We start from the raw sequence: 23,552 nt of genomic DNA on the forward strand, positions 1-23,552 counted from the left end.
ACTTGACTGCATTTACCCAAAGTCCCTAAAGTCTGATTAACAAGAACCGGTAATATTGACCCGTATTCTCGTTTAATAATAGTTTAACGATAGAAATGGGAGCGCCACCAAAGCGCCCCATATTTGGAGGTTTTGGCGCATGAATGCTCCTGTCCTGCTGGCCCAGTTGACCGGCACGTCCTCGCAGCCATCCAGCGCCTCTGCAAAGCACCTCAAGATCGGCAAACCGCCGGGCAACCAAGCCATTACGGTTCACCTCGACGGTCAGAGCCAGATCGATTTCAGCGACATCGCCAGCGAGCGGCTGACCTTCGTCAAGATCGGCAACCGCCTCATCATCCTGTTCGACAATCAGTCGACGGTGTCCATCGACCCGGTTTTCGATACCAACGGCGCCCCGCTGAAGGACGTCAGCTTCGAGGTCGGCCCCGACCGAATCATCAATGGCGATCAGTTCGCCGAGCTGTTTCCCATCACCACCGACCAGTCGGTGCTGCCCGCCGCGGGAACGCCCGGTGCGCCGGGCGTGCCTGCCGGAGCGAACTTCGGGACGTTCAAGATCGATGCGCTGATCGGCGGCACGCCGCTTGGGCTGCTGGGAGCCGAGGACACCACCACCAAATTCGGCGACAATCCGGTCACGCCGAATCCGACGCCGATTGCCGGCGTCGCCGACAGCGTGGTGCTCAATGAGGACGGCCTGTCCGAAGGCCGGCCCGGCGGCAGCGGCGACATCGGCGGCGTGGCGACGAGCTTTACCGGTTCGCTGAACGTCGACTTCGGCACCGACGTGATCGGCCGCGCCTTTGCGTTTGCGGCGTCACAGCCTGGTCTTGCCGGGCTGACGTCCGGCGGCCAGGAGGTGCATTTTGCGATCACCACCGTCAACGGCCAGCCGGAGCTGATCGGCTATATCGGCAGTGATCCCTCGATCGTCGCCAACCAGGTCTTCACCGTCACGCTCGACGCCAACGCGACGATCGCGGGGACCTATACGGTCACGCTGCTGCAGCCGCTCGATCATCCGGTCTTCGGCACCGAAGACACGCTGAACCTCACCATCAACGTCATCGCCATCGACGGCAGCGGCGACACCGCGCCGGTGACGATCGTGATCGGCGTCAACGACGATTCGCCGGTCGCCGGCACCGTCGAGGCGATCAATGTCGCCGAGCACACCGGCGGCGGCAGCGAAGGCGGCGGCGAGAGCGAGCTCGTCGCCAAGGTCGTGGGCGGCGACGGCTTCGAGCCGACCACCGCGAGCGTGGATCTCCACATCGGCTGGGGCGCCGACAACGGCAACAGCAAGGTCGATGGCGGCTCCAACGGGACCGTGGTCGACGGCGACCGCTCGCTGGTGTTCGACGCGTCCGAGATCGCGACCTTGCAGGCGCTGGGCCTGACCTCGAACGGCGAGGCCATCTCCTACACGCTGTCGGCCAACGGCACCGAGATCATCGCGACCGCAGGTGAGGGTGAGGGCGCGCGCACCATCTTCACCGTGTCGCTGTCTGACACCGGCTCCGGCAGCGCCACCTTCACCCTGTCCGACAATATCGACCACAACGGCGCCAACGACGCGTCGCTGCCGCTGACCTTCAAGGTGGTCGCGACCGACGCCGACGGCGACCCCGTCAACAGCGCCTTCACCGTCAATGTCGCCGATGACGGCCCGAGCTTCGGCGAGAAGCCGAGCTATTCGGTGGTCGACGAAGACGGTCTCGGCAATGCTGGCAACAGCTACGCCGATGGCAGCGACGCCTATGGCGAAGACCTGACGGTCACCGATACGCTTGGAATCCGCTGGGGCTCCGACGACGCCAACAACAATGTCGACGGCGGCATCAACGCAACGCCGGTCAATGGCGACCGCGCCGTCACCTTCGCCGCAAACGTGGTGGCCTCGCTCGAGGCGCAGGATCTGACCTCCGACGGCTTTGCCCTGCGCTACGAAGTGTCGGGGAACGGCACCGTGCTGACCGCCTATCGCTATGATGCCGCGCACGAGACCTATGTCGATGCCAACGGCAAGCCGCTGGAAGGCGAGGGGCTGTCGGGCGCCGTGGTGTTCACGGTGTCGCTGTCCGACCAGGGCCGTGGCTCCTATACTTTCGCGCTGTCGAGTAACCTGGATCACCCGGTGCACGGCACCGAGGATGACGTCACCCTCAACATCGGTTTCGTCGCCACCGATTCCGATGGCGATGCGATCACCGACACCTTCACGGTGAAGGTCAATGACGACGCCCCGAGCTTCGGCGAGAAGCCGAGCTATTCGGTGGTCGACGAGGACGGCCTCGGCAACGCCGGCAACAGCTACAAGGATGACGGCGACGCCTATGGCGAAGACCTGAAGGTCACCGATACGCTCGGCATTCGCTGGGGCGCCGACAGCGCCAACAGCCATGTCGATGGCGGCATCGATGGCACGCCGGTCAACGGCGACCGCGCCGTGACCTTCGCGGCCGACGTGGTCGCGACGCTCGACGCCCAGAATCTCACCTCGAACGGCTTCGGTCTCACCTACGTCGTGTCCGACAACGGAACGCTGCTCACGGCCTATCGCTACGACGCCGAGCATGAGACCTATGTCGGCGCCGACGGCAAGCCGACGGACTCGGCCGGCGCGACGGTGTTCACGGTGTCGCTGTCCGATCAGGACCGCGGCTCATACACGTTCGAGCTGAAGGGCAATCTCGATCACCCGGTGCACGGCACCGAGGACGACATCACGCTCAACATCGGCTTCGTCGCCACGGATTCCGACGGTGACGCGGTGACCGACAGCTTCACCCTGAAAGTCAACGACGACGCGCCGGTGTTCGGCGATGCGCCGAGCGCCGGTGTGGTCGACGAGGACGGCCTCGGCAATGCCGGCGACAGCTACGTGGAAGGCAGCGACGTCGCCGGCGCCGATCTGACGGTGACCAAGACGCTCGCCATCCTGTGGGGCGCCGATAGCGCCAACAGCCATGTCGACGGCGGCATTGATGGCGCGTCGGTCAAGGGCGATCGCGCCGTCACTTTCGCCGCGGACACGGTTCCCTCGCTCGAGGAGCTGGGGCTGACGTCGAACGGGATTGCGTTGAGCTATCACGTCTCCGAGAACGGCACGCTGCTGACGGCCTATCGCTACGACGCCGCCCACGAGACCTATGTCGACGCGAACGGTAAGCCGACGGAGGACCTCGCCAGCGCCACGGTGTTCACCGTTTCGCTGTCGGATCAGGACAACGGCTCCTACACCTTCAACCTCACCGGCAATCTCGACCACTCGGTCCACGGCAGCGAGGATAATCAAGGGCTGTATTTCGGCTTTGTCGCCACCGATTCCGACGGCGACGCAATCCACGGCAGCTTCAATGTCGAGGTCAACGACGATGCCCCGGTGTTTGGCGAGCGCGTCAGCTACTCCGTGGTCGACGAGGATGGTCTCGGCAATCCCGGCAATTCCTACGCGGATGGCAACGACGCTGCGGGCGCCAATCTGACGGTGACCGACTTCCTCGGCATCCGTTGGGGCGCCGACAGCGCCAACAGCCATGTCGACGGCGGCATCAACGGTGCCTCGGTCAATGGCGACCGCGCCGTCACCTTCGCCGTCGACGTGGTCTCGACGCTTACCGCCCAGCATCTGACGTCGAACGGCGTCGCGCTGACCTACACCGTGTCCGCCGGCGGCACGATGCTGACCGCCTACCGCTACGATGAAGCGCATCACACCTACGTCGACGGCGAGGGCCATGCCACCGGTGATCCGGCCACGGCTGCGGTGTTCACGGTGTCGCTGTCCGACCAGGGGCAGGGGTCCTACAGCTTCACGCTGATCGACAACATCGATCATCCGGCCCACAACACCGAGGACGACGTCACGCTCACCCTCGGCTTCGTCGCCACGGATTCGGATGGCGATGCGGTCTCCGACACCTTCAAGGTCAAGATCAACGACGACGCGCCGGTGCTAAACCGGGAGATTGCGACCGGCGTGGTCGATGAGGACGGGCTCCCGATCGGGCTCGCGGGCGGGCCTGGCGACGTCCCCGGCCAGAACACGGTCGCAACGGGCGATCTCGGCATCTCCTGGGGCAGCGACAGCGCCAACAATCTCGGCAATGTCGGGATCACCGGTGCGTCATCGGTGAACGGCGACCGCGCCGTCACCTTCGCATCCGACGCCACCACGACGCTCGCCGCGCAGCACCTGACCTCGAACGGCGTCGCGTTGACCTACGGCGTCAGCGAAGGCGGCACGTTGATCACGGCCTACCGCTTCGACGGACAGCACTACATCGACGGCAACGGCAACTGGACCAGCAACAAGGCCAATGCCGCCGTGTTCACTGTGAAGCTGTCCGACCTCGATTCCGGGTCCTACAGCTTCACGCTGCTCGACAATCTCGACCACCCGGTGCCCAACACCGAGGACAGCATCGCGCTGACGTTGAAATACGTCGCCACCGATTCCGACGGCGATCAGGTCAGCGGCACGTTCAAGGTCAGCGTCAACGACGACAGCCCGGAGGCGCATACCGGGGCGGCCAAGAGCATCAGCGAAGCTGATCTCAACGCTGGCGGTGGCGATTGCGGCCCCGATTTCGACGGCCCCGATTTCGGCGGTCACGATTTCGGCGGCCACGATGGCGGCAGCCGCGATCCCCAGGTGACCGGCGCGCTCAACATCAAATGGGGTGCCGACAACAACGACAGCGGCGCCGCCGATCGCTCGGTCCGCTTCGCCAACACGTCCAACGCCGCCGACGACGTCCATGTGACCAACGGTAGCGATGTCGGCCTCAGCGGCCTGACCTCGGACGGTCAGCAGGTGAAATACGCCTTCGATCATGGCGTGCTGGTCGGCTACACCGGCAACAGCCTCAATTTCGGGCAGCGCGTGTTCGAAGTCTCGCTCGATGACGACGGTACCGGCACCTACACCTTCAAGCTGCTCGGCAATCTCGATCATCCGGCCGGGCAGGGCAGCAACGTCGTCAAGCTGACGTTCGACTACACCGCGACCGATTCCGACGGCGATTCGAGCAGCAGCACGTTCACCGTCACCGTGATCGACGACGTCCCGACGATCGGGCACGCCGAGAGCGAGACCGTCAGCGAAGCCAACCTTCCGACCGATCTCTACGACGTCCTGTTCCCGGATTCGCCGTACTCCACCGTGCAGACCGGCCGCCTCGCGATTTCCTGGGGCGCCGACGACAATGATTCCGGCGCGACCAACAACCGCTCGGTGGCGTTCTTCAACACGACCGCACCGGACGGGCTGACGTCGAACGGCTATGCGATCAGCTATGTGGTCTCGTCCGACGGCACCACGCTGAGCGCGGTCACCACCGATCATCGCACCGTTTTCACCGTCACGCTGAGCGATGACGGCGACGGCAGCTACAAGTTCACGCTGCTCGACAACCTCGACCATGGCAAGTCGGGCATCGACAGCCTGGCGCTGAGCTTCGGCTTCAAGGCCACCGATTCCGACGGCGACAGCGCCACGAGCAGCTTCACGGTGGCGGTGACGGACGACGTGCCGACCGTCGGCTGCGCCGAGGACGAGACCGTCAGCGAGGCCAGCCTGCCGACCGACGGCTACGACACCAGCCATCCAGACGCGTCGAACTCGACGGTCCAGACCGGCAGCCTCGACATTTCCTGGGGGGCCGACGACAACAATACGGGTGTCGGGCACAACCGCGCGGTGGCCTTCACCACTGTCGCCGGCGCCACGGGCCTGACCTCCGACGGCTCGGCGATCAGCTACACCATCTCCGGCGACGGCACCTTGCTGACGGCGATCACCGCGGATCACCGCACCGTCTTCACCATCCAGTTGTCCGACAGCGGCGATGGCAGCTACAAGTTCACGCTGTACGACAACATCGACCACCCGGCGTCCGGCCAGAACGACGACAGCCTGCCGCTGACGTTCGGCTTCAAGGCCACGGATTCCGACGGCGACAGCGTCACCAGCAGCTTCAAGGTCACGGTGCTCGACACCACGCCGGTCGCTGCGGCCGGCGACGCCAAGACCGTCGATGAGGACGATCTGCCGGGCGGCACCGATGCCTCCAAGGAGCCGACCGCGGTCAGCGGCGACCTCAACATCAGCTGGGGCTCCGACGACAGCAACAAGACCTCGGGCGGCGGGCTCGGCGACCGCTCGGTCAGCTTCCGCTACACGAGCGCGGGCGCGAATGTCGACGCCGAGGACAGTTCGGGCCGCAATCTGACGCTGACGTCGGATGGCCAGACGGTGAAGTACACCTTCGAGAACGGCGTGCTCGTCGGCTACACCGGCGGCGATCTCGCCCACGGCGCCCGCGTGTTCGAAGTGTCGCTGAGCGACCAGAACGACGGCTCCTACAACTTCAAGCTGCTCGGCACTCTGGACCATCCCGCCGGCAGCGGCGAGAACATCGTCAAGCTGTCGTTCAGCTTCACGGCGACCGATGGCGACGGCGACACGTCCAGCAACAGCTTCACCGTCTCGGTCAAGGACGACGTGCCGGTGCTCGGTTCGCCGACCGCCGCGACGCTGACCGAGAACACCACCGGCTCTGCTGGCGCGGAGGTGTTTCAGACCCAGACCGCGGCCGATGTCGCGCTCAACATCAATTGGGGTGCCGACGACAGCAATTCGGGCGCGGCCAATCGCAGCGTCGCATTCGATAGCGCGATCCATACCGGCGACGTGGTCAAGACCGCCGGCGCAGGCAGCCCGACGCTGACGTCGAACGGCACGGCGGTGCAGTTCATCCGCGTGTCGGACACCGAGATCTGGGGCGTCGCCAACGACAATGGCGGCCAGCTCACGACGAATGACCGCAAGGTGTTCCACATCACGCTGTCCGACGATGGCTCTGGCAGCTACACCTTCGAGCTCCTGGACAATGTCGATCACGTCGGCTCGGGCCAGACCAATGCACTGTCGCTGAAGCTCGGCTTCACCGCGACCGATGCCGATGGCGATATCGCCTCCGGCGGCAACTTCACCGTCACCATCAATGACGACAACGGCCGGCCCGCGATCGGCACGTCTGATGCCGGGACCGTCGACGAGGATGGGCTTTCCGGCGGCAACACCGGAGCGGCCATCGGCGACGTCGCCGGTGCCAATGTCACGGCCAACGGCTCGCTGGCGATCTCCTGGGGCGCCGACGACAACAACAGCGGCGGCGTGAACCGCGCGGTCGCGTTCAGCGGCATCACCAACGGCCAGAACGCCACTTCGGACGCGGGCTCGCTGACGGTCGAGGGCGTCCAGGTCAAGCTCTGGGTCGTCGGCAATACGGTCTATGGCTACACCGGCAGCAATCCGAGCAACGGCAACCCGCCGTCGGTGGCCAGCCAGGTGTTCAAGGTCTCGCTCGATGATTCCGGTGCAGGCAGCTACAGCTTCACGCTGCTGAAGCACGTCGATCATCCGGCCGGCCAGAACGAGAACGACGTCAAGCTGACCTTCGGCTTCACCGCCACCGATGCGGATGGCGACAGCACCATCTCGTCATTCGCCGTGACGATCGACGACGACAGCCCCGTCGCGACGGCGACGGTGTTGAGAGCGGCGGTCTACGAGAGCGAGCTGCCGAACGGAACGGTGGTGACCGCGACCGGCAACCATGGCGGCGACCTCAACGGCGACGGCAACGGCAACGATTCCTACTTCACCGGCAATCTGAGCTCGCTGGTGTCGTTTGGCGCCGACAAGCCCGGCACCTATACGGTCGAGAAGACCAACCTCGCGCCCGAGCTGCTGTCGCTGATGTCGGGCGGCGTGGCGCTGACCTACAGCATGGGGGTCGACAACACGCTGATCGCCAAGGCTGGCAGCGTCACGATCTTCGAATTCCAGGTCGATGCCAACACCGGCCAGTATTCGTTCCGTCTGAAGGGCGCGCTGGACCACGTCGGCACCGGCCATGACAACACGCTGACGCTCGACCTGTCGACGGCGGTGACCGCCACCGATTCCGACGGCGATTCCGTTGCGCTGCACGATCAGATCATCATCACCGTCAACGATGACAGCCCGCAGTCGCAGGACGTCGACACCGTCGCGATCTCGGAGGCAGCCGGCAGCGTCTCGACCGGCGCGGTCGATCTGCGCATCACCTATGGGGCCGATGGCGACAGCCCCGGGCCGTCGGTGACGTTCTTCGGCGCGTCGCCGGTGCGCGTCTACGATGCAGCCGACCACCAGCTCTCCGGACTGACATCGCTCGGCTTCGGCCTGACCTATGTGATGTCGGCGGATCACACGACGCTGACCGCCTATCGCATGAGCGGTGGCAGCTACATCGGCCAGAATGGTCTGGTGACGGGCAACGCGGCTGATGCGGCCGTGTTCACGGTGACGCTGTCGGAGACCGGCACCGGCTCCTACAACTTCACCTTGCTGCAGCCGCTCGATCATCCCGCGCCGATCGGGACCTCGAGCGCCGCCGACCAGTATCTCGACCTCAATTTCGCCTTCGCGGTCGAGGACCGCGATCACGACGTCTTCACCAACAATTTCACCGTCCGGGTCGATGCCGCCGGCACCGTGACCACGACGCGTTATGACGCGCCGAATTCGCCGGTGTTCGTCAATCTCGGCGACAGCGCGGCGACGGTCGTCGGCGAGACGGTCGGGGCTCACAGCGTGACCGACCGCGCCGCGGTGACCGACAAGGTGGTCGGCATCGACAAGCTCGGCGGCGTGACCGAGGCCCACGGCTCAAATGGCGACGACATTCTGGTCGGCGGCAACGGCGTGGGCGGCGATGCCCTGTTTGGCGGCGCCGGCAACGACATCATCATCGGCGGAGGAGGTGGCGACCGGCTGTTCGGCGGCGCTGGCAACGACACCTTCCTCTACACGGTGGGCGACGGCAGCGACGTCATCGACGGCGGCTCGGAGTCTGGCACGACCTTTCCGAACTACGACGTGCTCGCGATCACGGGCGATGGAAATGCGCGCAACTTCACCATCGGTAAGACCTCGACCGGTACCGAGATCAATCCGACGCTGAACGATCCGTCCGCTAGCAACGCCACCGACATTCTGGTGCGCTATGACGGTCCGAACGGCGCGACGATCCGCGCCGACGAGATCGAGCGCATCACCATCGCCGGCGGCACCGCCAGCGACTCGGTGACGATCACCGATATCAGCGGCACGGCGATCGCGCCGTCGACCATCGTCTTCAACGGCGGCTCCGGCAACGACACGCTGGATCTCGTTCGGTTTGCCGGCAACACCAGCGTTGTGTCCGACGGCGGCTCTGACAGCGACACGGTGAAGTTCGGCTTCAAGTTCGCCGAGGCGACCTACACCAAGGTGTTCGCGACGGACGGCGTGACGCTGATCGGCGTGCAGGTCACCCACAACGGCCTGACCGATACGTTCACGAATTACGAGAGCTTTGCCTTCACCGACGGCACCCGTTCGCTCACGGGCGTCTTCAACACGCCGCCGGTGGCTCATGACGACGCGGTCCAGGCGAGTGAGGATAGCCCGCTCACCGTCAACGCGCTGCTCAGCCTGCTCAACAACGACACCGACGTCGACAACAACACCTTGACCGTCACCGGCGTGTCGAACGCGACGCACGGCACCGTTTCGCTCTCCAACGGCAACCCGGTGTTCACGCCGGACAAGAACTTCTCGGGCGTCGCCGGCTTCGATTACACGGTCAGCGACGGCGATGGCGGGACCGCGACCGCGCATGTCACGGTCGACGTCGCACCGAAGGCGGACGCGCTGACGCTGGGCTTCATGGATCTCGGCCCGGCCTCGGGTGCCGAGGACACCACGATCAACCTGAAGCTCATCGGTGCCGCCGTCACCGACACCGACGGTTCCGAAAGCCTGCGGCTGCTGATCTCGGGCTATCCGGCCGGTGCGACCTTCTCGGTCGGCCATGCCGGAACCGGCGCTGACGCCGGCAAGTGGGTGATCGATAGCGCCGCCGCGATCGCCGCGTTCGACAGCCACCCGCTGCAGATCACGCCGCCCGCGAACTACAACGGCACGTTCTCGTTGTCGGTGGTCGCGGAGGTCACCGATCAGGCTACGTTGTCGGACGGCAACGTCCACACCGACGTCGTCAACACCGCACTGCAGACGATCGATGTCACGGTGACCCCGGTCAACGACGCGCCGCAGATCCATGCGCCGACGCAGGTGACGACGAACGAGGATACGCCATTCGCCTTCACCGGCGCGAACGCGTTCTCCTTCTCCGATGCGGACGGCGATGTCGTCGAGTCCGTGAGGTTCGACATCTCCGGCGGCACGTTCGCGATCCCGTCTCTCGGCGTCTACAACGCCAGCCAGACGCTCGCGATGAGCGGGTTCAAGATCAGCGATCTGAACGCCTGTCTGGCGTCGGCGGTGTTCACGCCATCAGCCGATAACGATGCGACGGGATCGGTCACGATCACCATCAACGACAACGGCAATGTCGGCGGTGGCAATCTGAGCGCGACGCAGACGATCACGATCAACATCAACCCGATCGAGGATGCTCCCACGGCCGTGGATGACACGGCCAGTGTGAACGAGGACACGACGTTGACCGTGTCCGATCCGACGCAGGGCGTTCTGCACAACGACCGCGACCCGGACACCGGCGACACGTTGAGCGTGGTGGCGGGCGACTTCGCGACGGCCAAGGGCGGCACGATTCACTTCAATGCCGACGGCACCTATGTCTACAAGCCTAAGGCCGACTTCTATGGCGCGGATACCGTGGATTACACGGTGCGTGATGCGGCCGGACAGACGGACATCGGCACGCTGACGGTCAACGTGGTGCCGGTCAACGATGCACCGGAGATCCATGCCCCGACGCACGTGACCGCCGATGAAGGCGCGTCGTTCGCTTTCACTGGCGCGAACGCGATCACCTTCTCCGACGCGGACGGCAATGTCGTCGAGTCCGTGAGGTTCGACATCTCCGGCGGCACGCTGTCCATTCCGTCGCTCGGCGTCTTCAACGCCGAGCAGACGCTCGCGATGAGCGGGTTCAAGATCAACGATCTGAATACCTATCTGGCATCGGCGGTGTTCACGCCGAACAGCGACCAGCCGGGGTCGGTCACGATCACCATCAACGACAACGGCAATGTTGGCGGCGGCAATCTGAGTGCCACCCAGACGGTCAGCGTCGAGGTCATCCCCGCCAACCACCCGCCGGTGGCGAACTCCGACACCCATGCGGTGCTCGAGGATGACACGCTCAACATCTCAGTTGCGAATGGCGTCATCCGCGGCTCGACCGGCGGCTCGGTGGCCGACACCGACGTCGACAACCCCGTCAGCTCGCTCGTCGTGTCCGGCGTCGTGGCCGGCACCGGCAGCGTGACGCAGGGGGCGGGCGTCGGCACCTCGATCGAGGGCGCCTACGGCCATCTGACGCTGAATTCGGACGGCTCCTACACCTATGTCGCCGACAAGGCCGATGCGCTGGCGGCGGGCGTGCCCGCGGTGGACACCTTCACCTATACCGACAAGGATCCGTCGGGCGCGGTGTCGAACACGGCGACGCTCAAGATCACGGTCACCGGCGTCAACGACGCGGCCGTGATCAGCGGCGACGCCACCGGCACCATCGCCGAGGAGGGCGGCATCGCCAACAGCCAGAGCAGCCCGCTCTACGGCATCGCGCGTGGCGACCTCAATGCGACCGACGTCGACGGGCACAACGATGTGTGGCAGGCGACGTCCTCGAACACGGCCAACGGCTACGGCTGGTACGACATCGGCAGCGATGGCAGGTGGACCTACGGCATCTATAACAACGACCCGAGAATCCAGGCGCTGAAGGAAGGTGAGACCACGCTGACCGACAGCTTCACGGTCTACACGGAGGACGGCACCGCCAAGACGGTGACGATCCAGATCCTCGGCAACAATGATGCGCCGGTCCTGCAGAACGCGCTGACCGACCGCAGCTCGGCGGAAGATCAGCCGTTCAGCTTCACCATCCCGTCGAACACGTTTGCCGATGTCGATGGCCGCTTCGATGGCACCGCGAACCTGCTGACGCTGTCGGCGAACCTCAGCGACGGCAGCAACCTGCCGGCGTGGTTGCACTTCGACGCCACGACCGGCACCTTCAGCGGCACCCCGCCGGCCAATTTCGTAGGCACGGTCAACGTCACGGTCTACGCCAGCGACGGCGAATATGCCGTCTCGGACGCCTTCACGCTGACCATCACGCCGGTCAATGACGGCGCTGCGAGCGTGACGGTGTCGGGCACGGCGACGCAGGGCCAGACGCTGACCGCCAATCTCGGCAGCGATCCGGATGGCGCCGCGTCGAACGTCGTCTATCACTGGCTGCGGGACGGCGCCGTCATCAACGGCGCAACCGGCTCGACCTATACGCTGGGGTCCAACGACGTCGGCCACAAGATCTCGGCCAACGTTACCTATACCGACGGCCAGGGCTTTGCCGAGAACGTGACCAGCGGCCAGACCGGCTCGGTCACGGCGCCGAACCACGCGCCGACCTTCGGAGCCGGAACGACCGCGGCAAGCGTCACCGAGGACGCCTCCTATGCGGCGCCGAGCGGCAACCTGATCCAGAACGGCTCGTTCGGCTACTACAACGGCAACTTCTACACGCTGGATGCGTGGACGGTCGGGGGCGCCCATGCCGTCACCGTCGTGGGCGGCCGCACCGATGGCGGCTCGGCCGACTTCTACGGCGCATCGAGCTCGATGAGCCAGACCATCAGCACCGTCGTCGGCGTGACCTATACCGTCGACTTCTACGTGATGACCTACGGTACGGCCGTGACATCATCCGTTGATGGAACACCCCTTCTGACGACGAGCGCCTGGAACTTTGGCTGGACGGAGCAGACCTACCAGTTCACCGCGACCTCGACGTCGACGACGATCAAGTTCGCGAGCGCAGGTGGTGCCGTCATCGACGACATCTCGGTGCAACCCAGCACGGTCGTGACACCGGGCGTGGAGCGGGCGTCCGGCGCGATCGCCTTCACCGACGTAGACGGCGATGCCCAGACCGTGACCTACACGACACCGGCCGGCAGCAACTACTACGGCTCGTTCAACGCCACGGTCGACAATACCGGCCACAAGGTGAACTGGACGTTCACCGTCAACGACGCCGACATCCAGTCGCTGCGCGCCAGCGACCATATCGATCAGACCTACACGGTGAAGATCGACGACGGTCACGGCGGGACGACGACGCAGACCGTCACCGTCACGGTGAACGGCGTCAACGATGCGGCGTCGATCGCGGGCACGGCAAGCGGGACGGTCAAGGAGGACGGCACGCTGACGGCCGGCGGGACCCTGACGGTTACCGACGTCGATAGCGGGGAAGCCCAGTTCCAGACGCCCGCTTCACTGGCGGGGACGTATGGCACCTTCACCTTCAACGCGGTGACCGGGGCCTGGGGCTATACGCTGAACAATTCGGCCGCCAACGTCCAGGCGCTCAACAATGGCGACGTCAAGCACGACACGCTGACCGTGAAGTCGGTCGACGGCACGGCCAGCCAGGTCATCGACGTGACCATCAACGGCACGAACGAGCCGGCGCCGCTGGCCGTCGTGGACACCACGAGCGCCGACGGACGCTATGCGCTGTCGCAGAACACCGACTCGCCGAACGTGATCAGCCTGAATGCGGCAACGCTGTTCGCAGGCGGAACGGGGACGGTCACCTACACCTACAGCCTCGTCTACAGCTCGACCGGCGACGACAGCTGGATCCACCGGACCGGCAATCAGTTCACCGGAGATCCGAGCAACAACGACGCGGGCCTGTACGTCTACAAGGTGACGGCGACCGATTCGGTGTCGTCTGTGTCGACCTATCTCGCCTTCAACGCGCTCGACAATGGTGCGCTCAATCTCACCATCAACTCGCTGTCGGACAAGTCGTGGGTGGTCGGCTCGGCACCGTGGCTGTCCGGCTACAGTGCCAACGACGGCGACGCGATCACCGCCACGGTCGACAACACGCTCGAGGCCAATGCCAACAACGGCTACGACGTGATGATCGGGTCGAGCGGCGGCAACAACTTCAACGGCGGCGCCGACGATGACGGCATCTACGGCCTCGGCGGCAACGACACGCTGCTCGGCGGCGCCGGCAACGACTACATCAACGGCGGCGCCGGCAATGACTCCATCCGGGGCGGCAGCGGCAACGACGTCACCATCGGCGGCTCCGGCAACGACACCTTCTATTGGGGCGTCAACGACGGCGTCGACACCGTCGACGGCGGCATCGGCACCGACACGTTCGTCATCGAGGGGACGTCGTCGCAGGATCTGATCTATGTCACGGTTGCCGGCGGCGTGATCACCGACGTCAACGGGACCAAGCTCAGCAATATCGAGGCCGTGACCGCCGATCTCGGCAGCAGCAGCGATACGCTGACCTACATCACCAGCGAGGACGTGACGGTCAATCTCGGCGCCGGCACGGCCACCGGCTTCAGCTCGATCGCCAATATCGAGCGCGTGACCGGCGGCTCGGGCGACGACATCCTTATCGGCAGCAGTGCTGCCAACACGATCAATGGCGGCGACGGCGACGACATCATCCGCGGCGGCGGCGGCAACGACACCATCGATGGCGGGACAGGGATCGACCTGCTCGACTTCTCGGATGCCACGGCCGGTTTTACGTTGACGCTGACTCAGAGCTCGACCGCAACGAATGTGTCCATTCCTGGTCTCGGCACGGACAGCTACAAGAATATGGAAGGAGTGATCGGTTCGAACTACAATGATACGATCAATGGGTCGGGCAGCGCTGACGTTCTCATCGGCGGCGCCGGCTCCGACCAGCTCACGGGCAACGGCGGGTCCGACACGTTCAAGTGGAACGCCGGCGATCTCGCCGGCGGCGGGCTCGACACCATCCTGGATTTCCAGACCGGGACCTCCGGCGACGTCATCGACATCTCGGGCCTCTTGGCCAGCGTGTCCGGCAACCATGCCGACGCGGTGCGCTTCGTCGACAGCGGCGGGCACACCAGCCTGGCCTCGGCCAACGGCAGTGGCGTGCTGAACAACGGCGACCTGACGCTGCAGATCAACGCCGGCTCCGGCTGGACCAACGTCGCGACGATCAAGGACACCGGCGGCAACCTCACGGCCGGCGACGACGTGATCAAGATGATCATCGACAACAGCCACGCCCAGACGCAGGTCCACGTCTGATCCGGCCGGCTTGGAACAAGCAGAAGCAAAGGGCCGCCCATGAGGTGGCCCTTTTCTCATGGAGGCGGCGTCGCCGATGCGCTGCGGCTCAGATCTTCTGCCCCGCCGGCCCGACGCCGACGTTGATCATGATCCGCTGCACTTCGGTGCGGCCCTGCGGGAACTTGACCTCGAGCGTCACCGTGTCGGTGCCGGCGAAGTCGGCCTTCGACTGATAGAAGGCGATGAAGCCCGGCACTTCCAGGGCGAGGCACTGCTTGTAGTTGGTCGCGCTGACCTTGCCGCGCTTGATCGTGACGGTGCCGTTGCCCGGCGGCGTCAGCAGGCGGATGGAGGGAAGGGGACCGGACGAGCAGTCGGGCTGGACGTTGAGATAGATCCCGACCTGGATCGGCTTGCCAGCGACGCCCTTGGCGTTGCGCTCGACCGTGGTCTGAGCGGGACCGGGCGCGGGAGCAGGCGTCTGGGCTGGCGCCGAGGCTGCGGTGGCCGCCGCCAGCAGCGCCGCGACGGCTATTCCCGCGAACGCTGCCCGCCCTTCTCCTCGCAACAGGTTCATCACCGTCCTCAGCCCCGCATGGTCCCTCAGCGCCGCCAGATTGCCGTATTCGAGCTGATCGTTCAACGGATTGCCGAACTTGCGGCCGACTTCAGCAAACTTCCTTCACGTCCGCCACGGCATCGCCGGCGCGGTGTCATCGGATGGGTCCGATGACGTCATGACTGTTTCCCGCTGTTGCCATTCGTGTCTGCGCAACTCGTCCGCCTCGAGGAATGCGCGGAGTGGACGACATTGGAACGCAGTCATCGGGCTGACATCGATGCCCTTCGGGCGATCGCTGTCGTCATCGTCATTCTCTTTCATCTGAAGATCACGGGTTTCGAGGCCGGCTATGCCGGCGTCGACATCTTCTTCGTCATCTCCGGCTATCTCATCACCGGGCAGATCCTGCGCGACGTCGCTGCGCAGCGCTTCTCGCTGTCGGACTTCTATCTGCGGCGGGCGCGGCGCATCCTGCCGGCGCTGGTCACGACGACAGCGGCGACGTTCGCGGTCGGCTGGCTGTTTCTGTCGCCGGAAGCCCTGCGCCAGCTCGCCAAGGAGGCGACCCACGGGCTGCTCTCGATCGCCAACATCCAATATTGGCGCGAGGCCAGCGCCTATTTCGCGCCGAGCGCGGATCAGTTGCCGCTGCTGCATTTGTGGTCGCTGTCGGCGGAGGTCCAATTCTACGCGCTGGCGCCGCTGCTCCTGATGTGGGCCGGTACGCGTCGGCATGTGTTCCGTGCCATTGCGGCGATCGGGTTGTTGTCCTTTGCCGCGGCCGCACTCTGGTTGCCGCGCGATCCAGAGGCCGTGTTCTTCCTGACGCCGTTCCGGGTGTTCGAATTCGCGCTCGGCGCGCTCGCCATTCCGCTCGAGGCCCGCCTGGCAGCGTCGCCGCGCGCACGCCTGCTCGCCGCCGCCTGTGGCGACGTCGTCCTGGCCGGCAGCCTCCTCGTGATCGGCCGCTATCAGTCCCTTGCGGGAGTCACCGCGCTGCTGCCCTGCATCGCCACAGCCGTCATCATTGCGGCCAACGCGCCGACATCGCTGGTGATGGTCCGCCCGGTGCGCGTCGTCGGCGCCGCCTCCTATTCGCTGTATCTCGTGCACTGGCCGGTGATCTTCTTCGTCCGTTTCATCTTTGGCGATGCGGCGCAGACCGCGGCGGGACTGGCGGCGCAGCTCGCGCTGATGGCGGTGCTGACCACGCTGATGTTCGTCATCGTCGAGCGGCCGCTGCGGCGGCTGCCGTGGCCGAGGGGCGCGCAGGTGGCGAGCTTTGCGACCGTGCTCATCGTCGGTGCCGCGCTCACCCATGTGACGTTCCGCGCCAACGGCGTCGTGTCGCGGCTGCCGGACGACCAGCTCGCGCTGTTCCAGCTGCAGGGCTTCGGCCTCAACAAATGCGGCCGCACCCTCGGCCGTCTCTGCGCGTTCGGCGATCTCGACGGCACGCGCGGCGTCGAGCTGCTCGGCGATTCCTATGTCCAGCAATATGTCGCCGCGCTCGATGCGACGCTGAAGGCGCGCGGCATGATCGGGCACGTCTCCACCATGAGCGGATGTCCCACGCTCGCGGGGCTCACCGCGGAGGGACCTCGGGCCCAGGTGTGCGCAGAGTTGCGCGACAGCGAGCTGCCGCGGATCCGGCAGTCGCAGGCCGATTTCGTGGTGATCGGGCAGGCGTGGCAGCATTATCTCGATCTCGGCGATGGGCCGGCAGCGCAGGCCCGCAACGCCGCGGTCGCCGCTCATCTTGCCGAGACGATCCGTCTGCTCGACCGGCCGGGCCGGCATTTCCTCGTCGTCGGCGGCCAGGTCCGTCCGGTGAATTGCGCCTTCGATCAGCTACGCATGCTGCCGGGGCCGCGCTGGCATGCGCCCGCCAAGCCGTGCGATGCCGTGCCGAAGGGCGAGGCGGTGGCGACCAACCGCATCATCGATGCCGTCCTGTCGGAGGCGATCAGGCCGTTGGCCAAGGTGACGCTGCTCAGGCCCTCGGAGGTCTATTGCGACCAGGATTGCCCGGTCGTGGAGGGGGGCGTGTGGCTGTTCCAGGATGCCGGCCATTTCACCGTGGCAGGGGCCCAGCGCATGGGCGAGCGCGCCGCGCCGGTGTTCGCGAGGTTCCTGTCGGACGATTAGGTGGCGCTATTCGCTATCGGTTGCGGCGCTTGCGGCCGCGGCCAATGCCGGCGACGCCGCGACGATCCGTGCGCCTGCGAGCTCCGAGCCCTGCGCCGTGAGGTGACCATCGTCCCAGGCGAGCGGCGCGCCGTCGGTGGTCTGGAGCACGCAATCTCCTGCCGGACACAGCAGCGCGAGCAGCGAAACGTATTCGGTCTGCGCCACGTCCGTCAGCAGCGTGCGCATGAAGTCGTCGACCTCGCCGAGCAGATCCAGCATGTGCCCGTCGGTACCGACGCCGAACCGCTTCGCCGCGATCAGCAGATGCGGCAGCGGACGATCGAATTGCGGGCCCGGCCCGACCACCACCACCTTGCTGCCGGTGTCCGCAATCGCCTTGATCGTGGCGAGCAGGCTCGCCTGTGCGGCCGGCGTCGTCGCGGTGCGCGTCCAATTGCCCGAGAGCACGACGATGTCGGGCGTGAGCTCGCGCACCAGCCGAGGCAGCCGGCGGTTGAAATTCGTGCAGGCGGCGGACTGGCCCGCTTCGGCGTGAGGGACGCATTGCGCAAGGCTGGCGCGCAGTAGCGAGGCCTGGGGCATGGCTCGCGTCAGGCCATGGATGAGGTGAGCGGCGTGACTGTCGCCCCACACCAGGATGCGCGGGCGCGGGCCTTTGGCAAGGCATGACGGCTGCAGCGCCTCGAACGTCTGGCCCGGATCGAGGAAGCAGGTGCCGCTCTCATAGACGGACTTATGATCGTAGCTGATGAATTCCGCTATCGCCCGCTCCCGCGGCGAGAAGCGGGCGGGAAAGCCGGCAAGTCCGATGATCGAGAGTGACGCCAGCAGCACGACCGATGCGCTCGCGACCAGCGCGCGCGCCGCGATCGGCGACTGCGCGCGCCTCGCCGGCTGCTCGATCAGATAGAAGCTCGTCAGCGCCAGCACGGTGCAGGCTCCGAGCAGCGCCATCTTGTCCGCGATCGAGCTCGGCGGACCCCAGACGGCCGTCGCCAGCGAGACGACGGGCCAGTGCCAGAGATAGAGCGAGTAGGACCACAGCCCGATCGCGATCATCGGTTTGACCGCGGTCAGCACGGCCTTGCTCGGGGTCGGATTGGCCCAGATCACGGCGGCGGCGCCGAGGCACGGCAGCAGCGCGGCCGTGCCGGGATAGGGCGTGTGCGGCGAGAACAGGTTGACGGCGGCGGCGAGTGCGATCCAGCCCAGTGCTGCCACCGCAATCCTGAGCCGTTGGCTTTGCGGCGCCGGCAGGGCTTCCACGGCCAGCAGCGCGCCTAGCGCGAGCTCCCAGACCCGGGCCGGCAACAAAAAGAACGCGGCGGCGGGTTGCAGCCGGGTCTGGATCACACAGAGCAGGAACGAGGTCGCGCAGACCGCGGCGAAGCTCGCAAGCATCAGCGACCGCCGCAGCGCGAAGGCGGCGAGCGCCAGCGTGGGGAACAGCAGATAGTACTGCTCCTCGACCCCGAGCGACCAGGTGTGCAGCAGCGGCTTGGTGATGGCGGCGGCGTCGAAATAGCCCTGCTGCGACCACAGCAGGATGTTGGAGCAGAAGACGAGGACGGCCAGCGCTTGGTGCGCCACGGACACTGCATCTCGCGGCAACAGGATCACGCTGGCGCCGAGCAGGGTGACGCACAGCATCGCGAGGGCGGCGGGCAGGATGCGCCTGGCACGGCGCCGGTAGAACGCCGCGAACGAGAACATTCCGGTCCGCACCTCCGCATGAATGATCCGCGTGATGAGGAAGCCCGAGATGACGAAGAAGATGTCGACGCCGACATAGCCGCTGCGAAACGGCGAGATGTCGTAGTGGAACGCGATCACCGAGATCACTGCGAAGCCGCGCAGGCAGTCGATGTCGGGACGATAGTCGGTTACGCTCAATGGGTCTGTCCGGACGCTCGCATCTGGCGGCGGCCGTCAATGCCCAACGGTCGCCGCACGCGGCCGACCCTGTTAGGCTCCGATTGCAACCGCATTGAGGGATTCCTGCGGCACGGTTGATCGTGCAAACAGGACACAATGCCATCGAATTGACATCGCAGCGGGAATCCGCGGCGTGCCTTCACAGACTTGCCTCAATGGCGTGATGGCCTTGTCGGAGTTCATGCGTCGAGCGAGCGTGTCATGCGTATATTGGGGCGGAAGGCCGGCCGGGCCGGATTGTTGTGCGGCGTTGTTCTATTTCAGATTGTAGTTGGCGGTTCGCTTGCGCGAAGCGCCGAGCCGGGCGGCTCCTCACCATCCGCAGGCGAGGTGGCCAAGGATCAGGGCAAGGACAGCGGGCCGTTCGGCGGATGCGAGCCGATCGGGTTGACGGCGTCGGGCGAGCTGGTGTTCCCGCTGGAATGCAAGAAACTGATCAAGAAGCCGGCCGAGGCGCCCGTTGCCGAGGACAAGATCCCTGCAGACGACAAGACCGCGTCGGTCAATCCCGGACCGTCCGTTCCGAGCCAAGCTGCCAGCGCCGACATTTCGGCCGGTCCCGAGGTCAAGCCTGCCGCGGCTGCGGAGGCGGCTGCGACGACATCCGCCGCCTCGGCTGAGCCGAAGCAGGCCGCAGTTGCGGACAAGCAGGATGCGGCTCCGAAGGCCGCCGCAGCAGAGCCAGTCGCCGGCAAGCCGTCCCTGACCAAGCCGTCCGTGAAATCGCCGTCGACGGCGGCGGCAGCAGCGACCAAGCCGTCCTCTGCCAAGCCGTCCTCCGCCAAGACGGCCGCGGCCAATCCGCCCGCGACGACGCCATCCCCAGCCAGGGCCTCATCGGGCAAGCCGTCCTCCGGCAAGGCGGCCCAGGCGCAGGCCGTTGTGGTCGCCGTCAGGGATGCAGCGGTCAAGGATGGCGGCAGGACATCGCGCATGGTCGCCAGCCGGCCGATGATCGTGATGGCGAGGCCTGCGGCCGCAACCCCGACCGCGGCCCGGCTGCATCCGGAGGACAAGCCCCGGCTGCGCACAGCGGGTGTGCCGGCCTGCGTCCAGTTCCGCAGCTACAACCCGGCGACGCGCAGCTATCGCGGCTTCGATGGCCATATCTATGCGTGCCGGTGAGGGCTGCCGCTCGATCGCCGGTTTGGTCTGGAGGGCGGCGAGTGACGTGACAGCCTGCCGCCCAAGGGCGGCAGCGAGGTCGGGCGGTGCGGCGCCGGAGCTGCTATAGAACGTGAGTCTTCATCTCCGTTCCCCGCCGCGGTCGCTTCCGATTCGACATGACAGAGCCTCAGTCCCACCTGTTCGAGATGCGCCGGCTGGAATCGCTGTCCAACACCATCTTCGGTGTGGCGATGACGCTTCTCGCCTACGACCTGCCGAAGCCCAATTTCGCGCATATGCCCGGCTGGATCGACCTGGCGCATACCTATTCCGGCCGTCTCGCCGGGCTGGTCCTCAGCTTCATCATCGCCGGCGTGTTCTGGATCAGCCACCACCGGCGGTTGGCCCGGCAGCCGTTCGCGGGCCGGCCCGTGGTCATCCTGAATCTGTTCTTCCTGTTGTCGATCGTGCTGCTGCCGGTGACCAACGGGCTCTACGGCGGCTACAGGCTGAGCAGCGCGGTGGCCGTCCTCTATGGCCTGCATCTGACGATCATTGCGTCGCTGAACGCCGCGCTGTGGTGGCTCGCGCTTCCAAGCGGCCGCCATGCCGAGATCGCCGGCGCGATCTTTCCCGTCATCGTGTTCGTGCCGGGCATCGTGATCGCAGCGCTTGCACCGGAGTACGTGCAGTATTTCTGGATGCTCGGCTTCGGCGGCTTCCTGGCGCGGCGGTTCGTCCGCAGTGAGCCGGCGCCCCCGGCACCGTCCGCCGGGGAACGGGCGGAGGTGCCATAAAAAACGCGGCGAGCCGTGAGACCCGCCGCGCTTCCGTTCTTGAACTCGCTGGTCCAGGGCCGAGACCGCCCCGTTGCCAAGCCGCGATGGCGCAATCCGCTGACGAATCACGCCCTCAAACGTCGCTCATGAAGAGCCGCTCAGCGGGCGATCCCAGCGAGGTGACAGCGCTTGGTGAAAGACACTGGATCACCTCCTTTCGTTGTTGATGGTCACGCCAATATAGGACGGTCCGGCCGGCGAGGGTAGGGGGCAGATTACGGAACCGGGCCGCCGCCGGCGTGCCGCGCCGCGGTCTCGGTGTCGTGCGCTGCCATCGCTTCGGGCCGTTCCATCAGGCCCGATCCGGGACCCATCCGCTTCGAAACCCCGCCCCGAAGAGGTTGAGACCCGCCGCGGACCATGTTAGGGAACGCCCTGATGCGGGTGTAGCTCAATGGTAGAGCAGCAGCCTTCCAAGCTGAATACGAGGGTTCGATTCCCTTCACCCGCTCCAGTATTTTCAGCCACTTAGCCAAAGGTAGGTTCTCTTTGGTGGCAAGTATGGTGGCAACCATTTTACCTGACGATTCATTTTCAAATAGAACACCGACCCATGAGAATCATGCTGGACAGTAATGTGCATGATCTGGTTGCGGCCGATCAGGTTGTGATCGGAGCGCATCGCGGACGGTCAATTGACGCTCGTTAGCACCCACGTTCAGCGCGATGAGCTGTCGCTGGCTCCAGAGCCGAAGTGCGCTGCTTCGTTGGAGATATACGGACTGGCTGGGAAGGTATCGACAACCGGCGCAATTTGGGACGTTTCAGAGTGGGATGAATGCAGTTGGGGCCGCAATGCAGTCAACGCCTCAATCGTGGCGCACACGGCAGGAAATACGAAGCACGCGGAAGACGCGCTGATAGCTGCAACGGCTGCGGACGAGTCTGATGTTTTGGTAACAAACGAAACCCGGCTCGCCGCAAGAATTCATCGCGCCGGATTTTCGGTCAAGGTTTGGTCGTGAAGTGAATTCGTCGGGTGGTCGACTGTTTGGCGGCCCGAACTGTGACCTCTTGCTTGTTAGCCGTCACCACCACTGCGTCAACGCCAGCCAGCATGACGCCGCACTAGATTTGGCCTGGTCGCTACGAACTCCACGTCAGCCCTTTAGCTGGTAGCCAACCTTCCCAATCCGGAGGCAGTTGGGAATAGCTCGCTTGTTTTCTGTAGCTCCCAACGACGGGTATCAGGTTGTCGCAGGAGCAGAACTTGTCGACGACAGCTTCCTTGATGGCATGAGCGGTTCTCTTTCCCAGTCTGTCTTCTTCGCGGCGGTACCTTGTCGAAAGCAACACTTCGATGAACTCATGAACGAGAACGCTGTTGAAATCGAATCCCTTCATCTCTGGATAGCTTAAGACCAACCGCGGCGCCATCGATGCGCCATTGTGCGACCCGCCCGGGCCAAACTTGGTGACATGGACGCGCACGACCTTTGGCAACGGTCGCGCAAGCTTGGCAACGAAATCGGAAGCAAATCGATCCTCCACCCGCCGCCATGACTGCACGACGCGCTCCAAACTGGCGCCCGGCAAGTCGTGACGCACGATCGCGTCGCGCAGTCTCTCATCTGAAAACTGAGCTATACCTTGCTCGATCTCCGCTTTGAGTGCATCTGGCCAGGTCACATCATATTTCTCGGTTCGAAAGAATTCGAGATTTCCAAGTTGGAAGCGGACGTGTGAGGCCTCGTCTTCGATCGTTGAAGAAAAGCGGAACTCCATGATGGCTACCTTCGTGAAACGCCAGTTGAACGACCGTCGACAG

The 23,552-nt window shown here is 65.2% G+C and carries 8 protein-coding genes and 1 tRNA gene; 6 read left to right on the plus strand and 3 right to left on the minus strand.

Going from position 1 to position 23,552, the window contains the following annotated elements; genetic code table 11:
• Positions 1-139: 139 nt before the first annotated feature.
• On the plus strand, positions 140-15,208 hold the full coding sequence (locus tag QX126_RS10280; protein ID WP_315780769.1) for a VCBS domain-containing protein: 15,069 nt from the start codon (positions 140-142) through the stop codon (positions 15,206-15,208).
• Between the two features lie 88 nt (positions 15,209-15,296).
• On the opposite strand, the gene QX126_RS10285 is transcribed toward QX126_RS10280, so the two are convergent.
• Entirely contained in the window at positions 15,297-15,767 is a 471-nt protein-coding gene (locus QX126_RS10285) for a hypothetical protein (protein ID WP_315780979.1), read from the minus strand.
• Positions 15,768-16,001: 234 nt separating this feature from the next.
• Here QX126_RS10285 and QX126_RS10290 point away from each other — a divergent pair, with 234 nt between their 5' ends.
• Positions 16,002-17,900: an acyltransferase family protein gene (locus QX126_RS10290; protein WP_315780771.1), complete on the plus strand. Its 1,899-nt coding sequence runs from the start codon at positions 16,002-16,004 to the stop codon at positions 17,898-17,900.
• Positions 17,901-17,906: 6 nt separating this feature from the next.
• Here QX126_RS10290 and QX126_RS10295 read toward each other — a convergent pair whose 3' ends face one another.
• Complete coding sequence (locus QX126_RS10295) at positions 17,907-19,796, minus strand: acyltransferase family protein (protein ID WP_315780772.1); 1,890 nt, start codon at positions 19,794-19,796, stop codon at positions 17,907-17,909.
• Between the two features lie 372 nt (positions 19,797-20,168).
• On the opposite strand from QX126_RS10295, the gene QX126_RS10300 reads away from it, so the two are divergent.
• From QX126_RS10300 to QX126_RS10315, 4 genes are all read left to right on the plus strand, one after another.
• Positions 20,169-20,963 (plus strand): hypothetical protein, encoded by a 795-nt coding sequence (locus tag QX126_RS10300; protein ID WP_315780773.1) that lies wholly within the window; start codon positions 20,169-20,171, stop codon positions 20,961-20,963.
• Positions 20,964-21,121: 158 nt separating this feature from the next.
• The gene (locus QX126_RS10305; RefSeq protein ID WP_315737549.1) at positions 21,122-21,742 is read left to right on the plus strand and encodes a TMEM175 family protein; all 621 of its coding nucleotides are present in this window, start codon (positions 21,122-21,124) and stop codon (positions 21,740-21,742) included.
• Positions 21,743-22,164: 422 nt separating this feature from the next.
• Positions 22,165-22,238: transfer RNA gene (locus QX126_RS10310), tRNA-Gly, on the plus strand.
• A gap of 181 nt (positions 22,239-22,419) precedes the next feature.
• On the plus strand, positions 22,420-22,749 hold the full coding sequence (locus QX126_RS10315) for a hypothetical protein (protein ID WP_315780774.1): 330 nt from the start codon (positions 22,420-22,422) through the stop codon (positions 22,747-22,749).
• Between the two features lie 121 nt (positions 22,750-22,870).
• Here QX126_RS10315 and QX126_RS10320 read toward each other — a convergent pair whose 3' ends face one another.
• Positions 22,871-23,509, minus strand: a complete 639-nt coding sequence (locus QX126_RS10320; RefSeq protein ID WP_315780776.1) for a hypothetical protein — start codon at positions 23,507-23,509, stop codon at positions 22,871-22,873.
• Between the last annotated feature and the right edge of the window lie 43 nt (positions 23,510-23,552).

The sequence above is a fragment of the Bradyrhizobium sp. SZCCHNPS1003 genome, from assembly GCF_032381555.1.
GTDB lineage: Bacteria > Pseudomonadota > Alphaproteobacteria > Rhizobiales > Xanthobacteraceae > Bradyrhizobium.

What these genes read in the sequence shown, in the direction of transcription:
- QX126_RS10285 (WP_315780979.1), bottom strand. Translation starts at nt 15,767, where the DNA reads ATGAACCTGTTGCGAGGAGAAGGGCGGGCAGCGTTCGCGGGAATAGCC.
- QX126_RS10280 (WP_315780769.1), top strand. Translation starts at nt 140, where the DNA reads ATGAATGCTCCTGTCCTGCTGGCCCAGTTGACCGGCACGTCCTCGCAG.
- QX126_RS10320 (WP_315780776.1), bottom strand. Translation starts at nt 23,509, where the DNA reads ATGGAGTTCCGCTTTTCTTCAACGATCGAAGACGAGGCCTCACACGTC.
- QX126_RS10305 (WP_315737549.1), top strand. Translation starts at nt 21,122, where the DNA reads ATGACAGAGCCTCAGTCCCACCTGTTCGAGATGCGCCGGCTGGAATCG.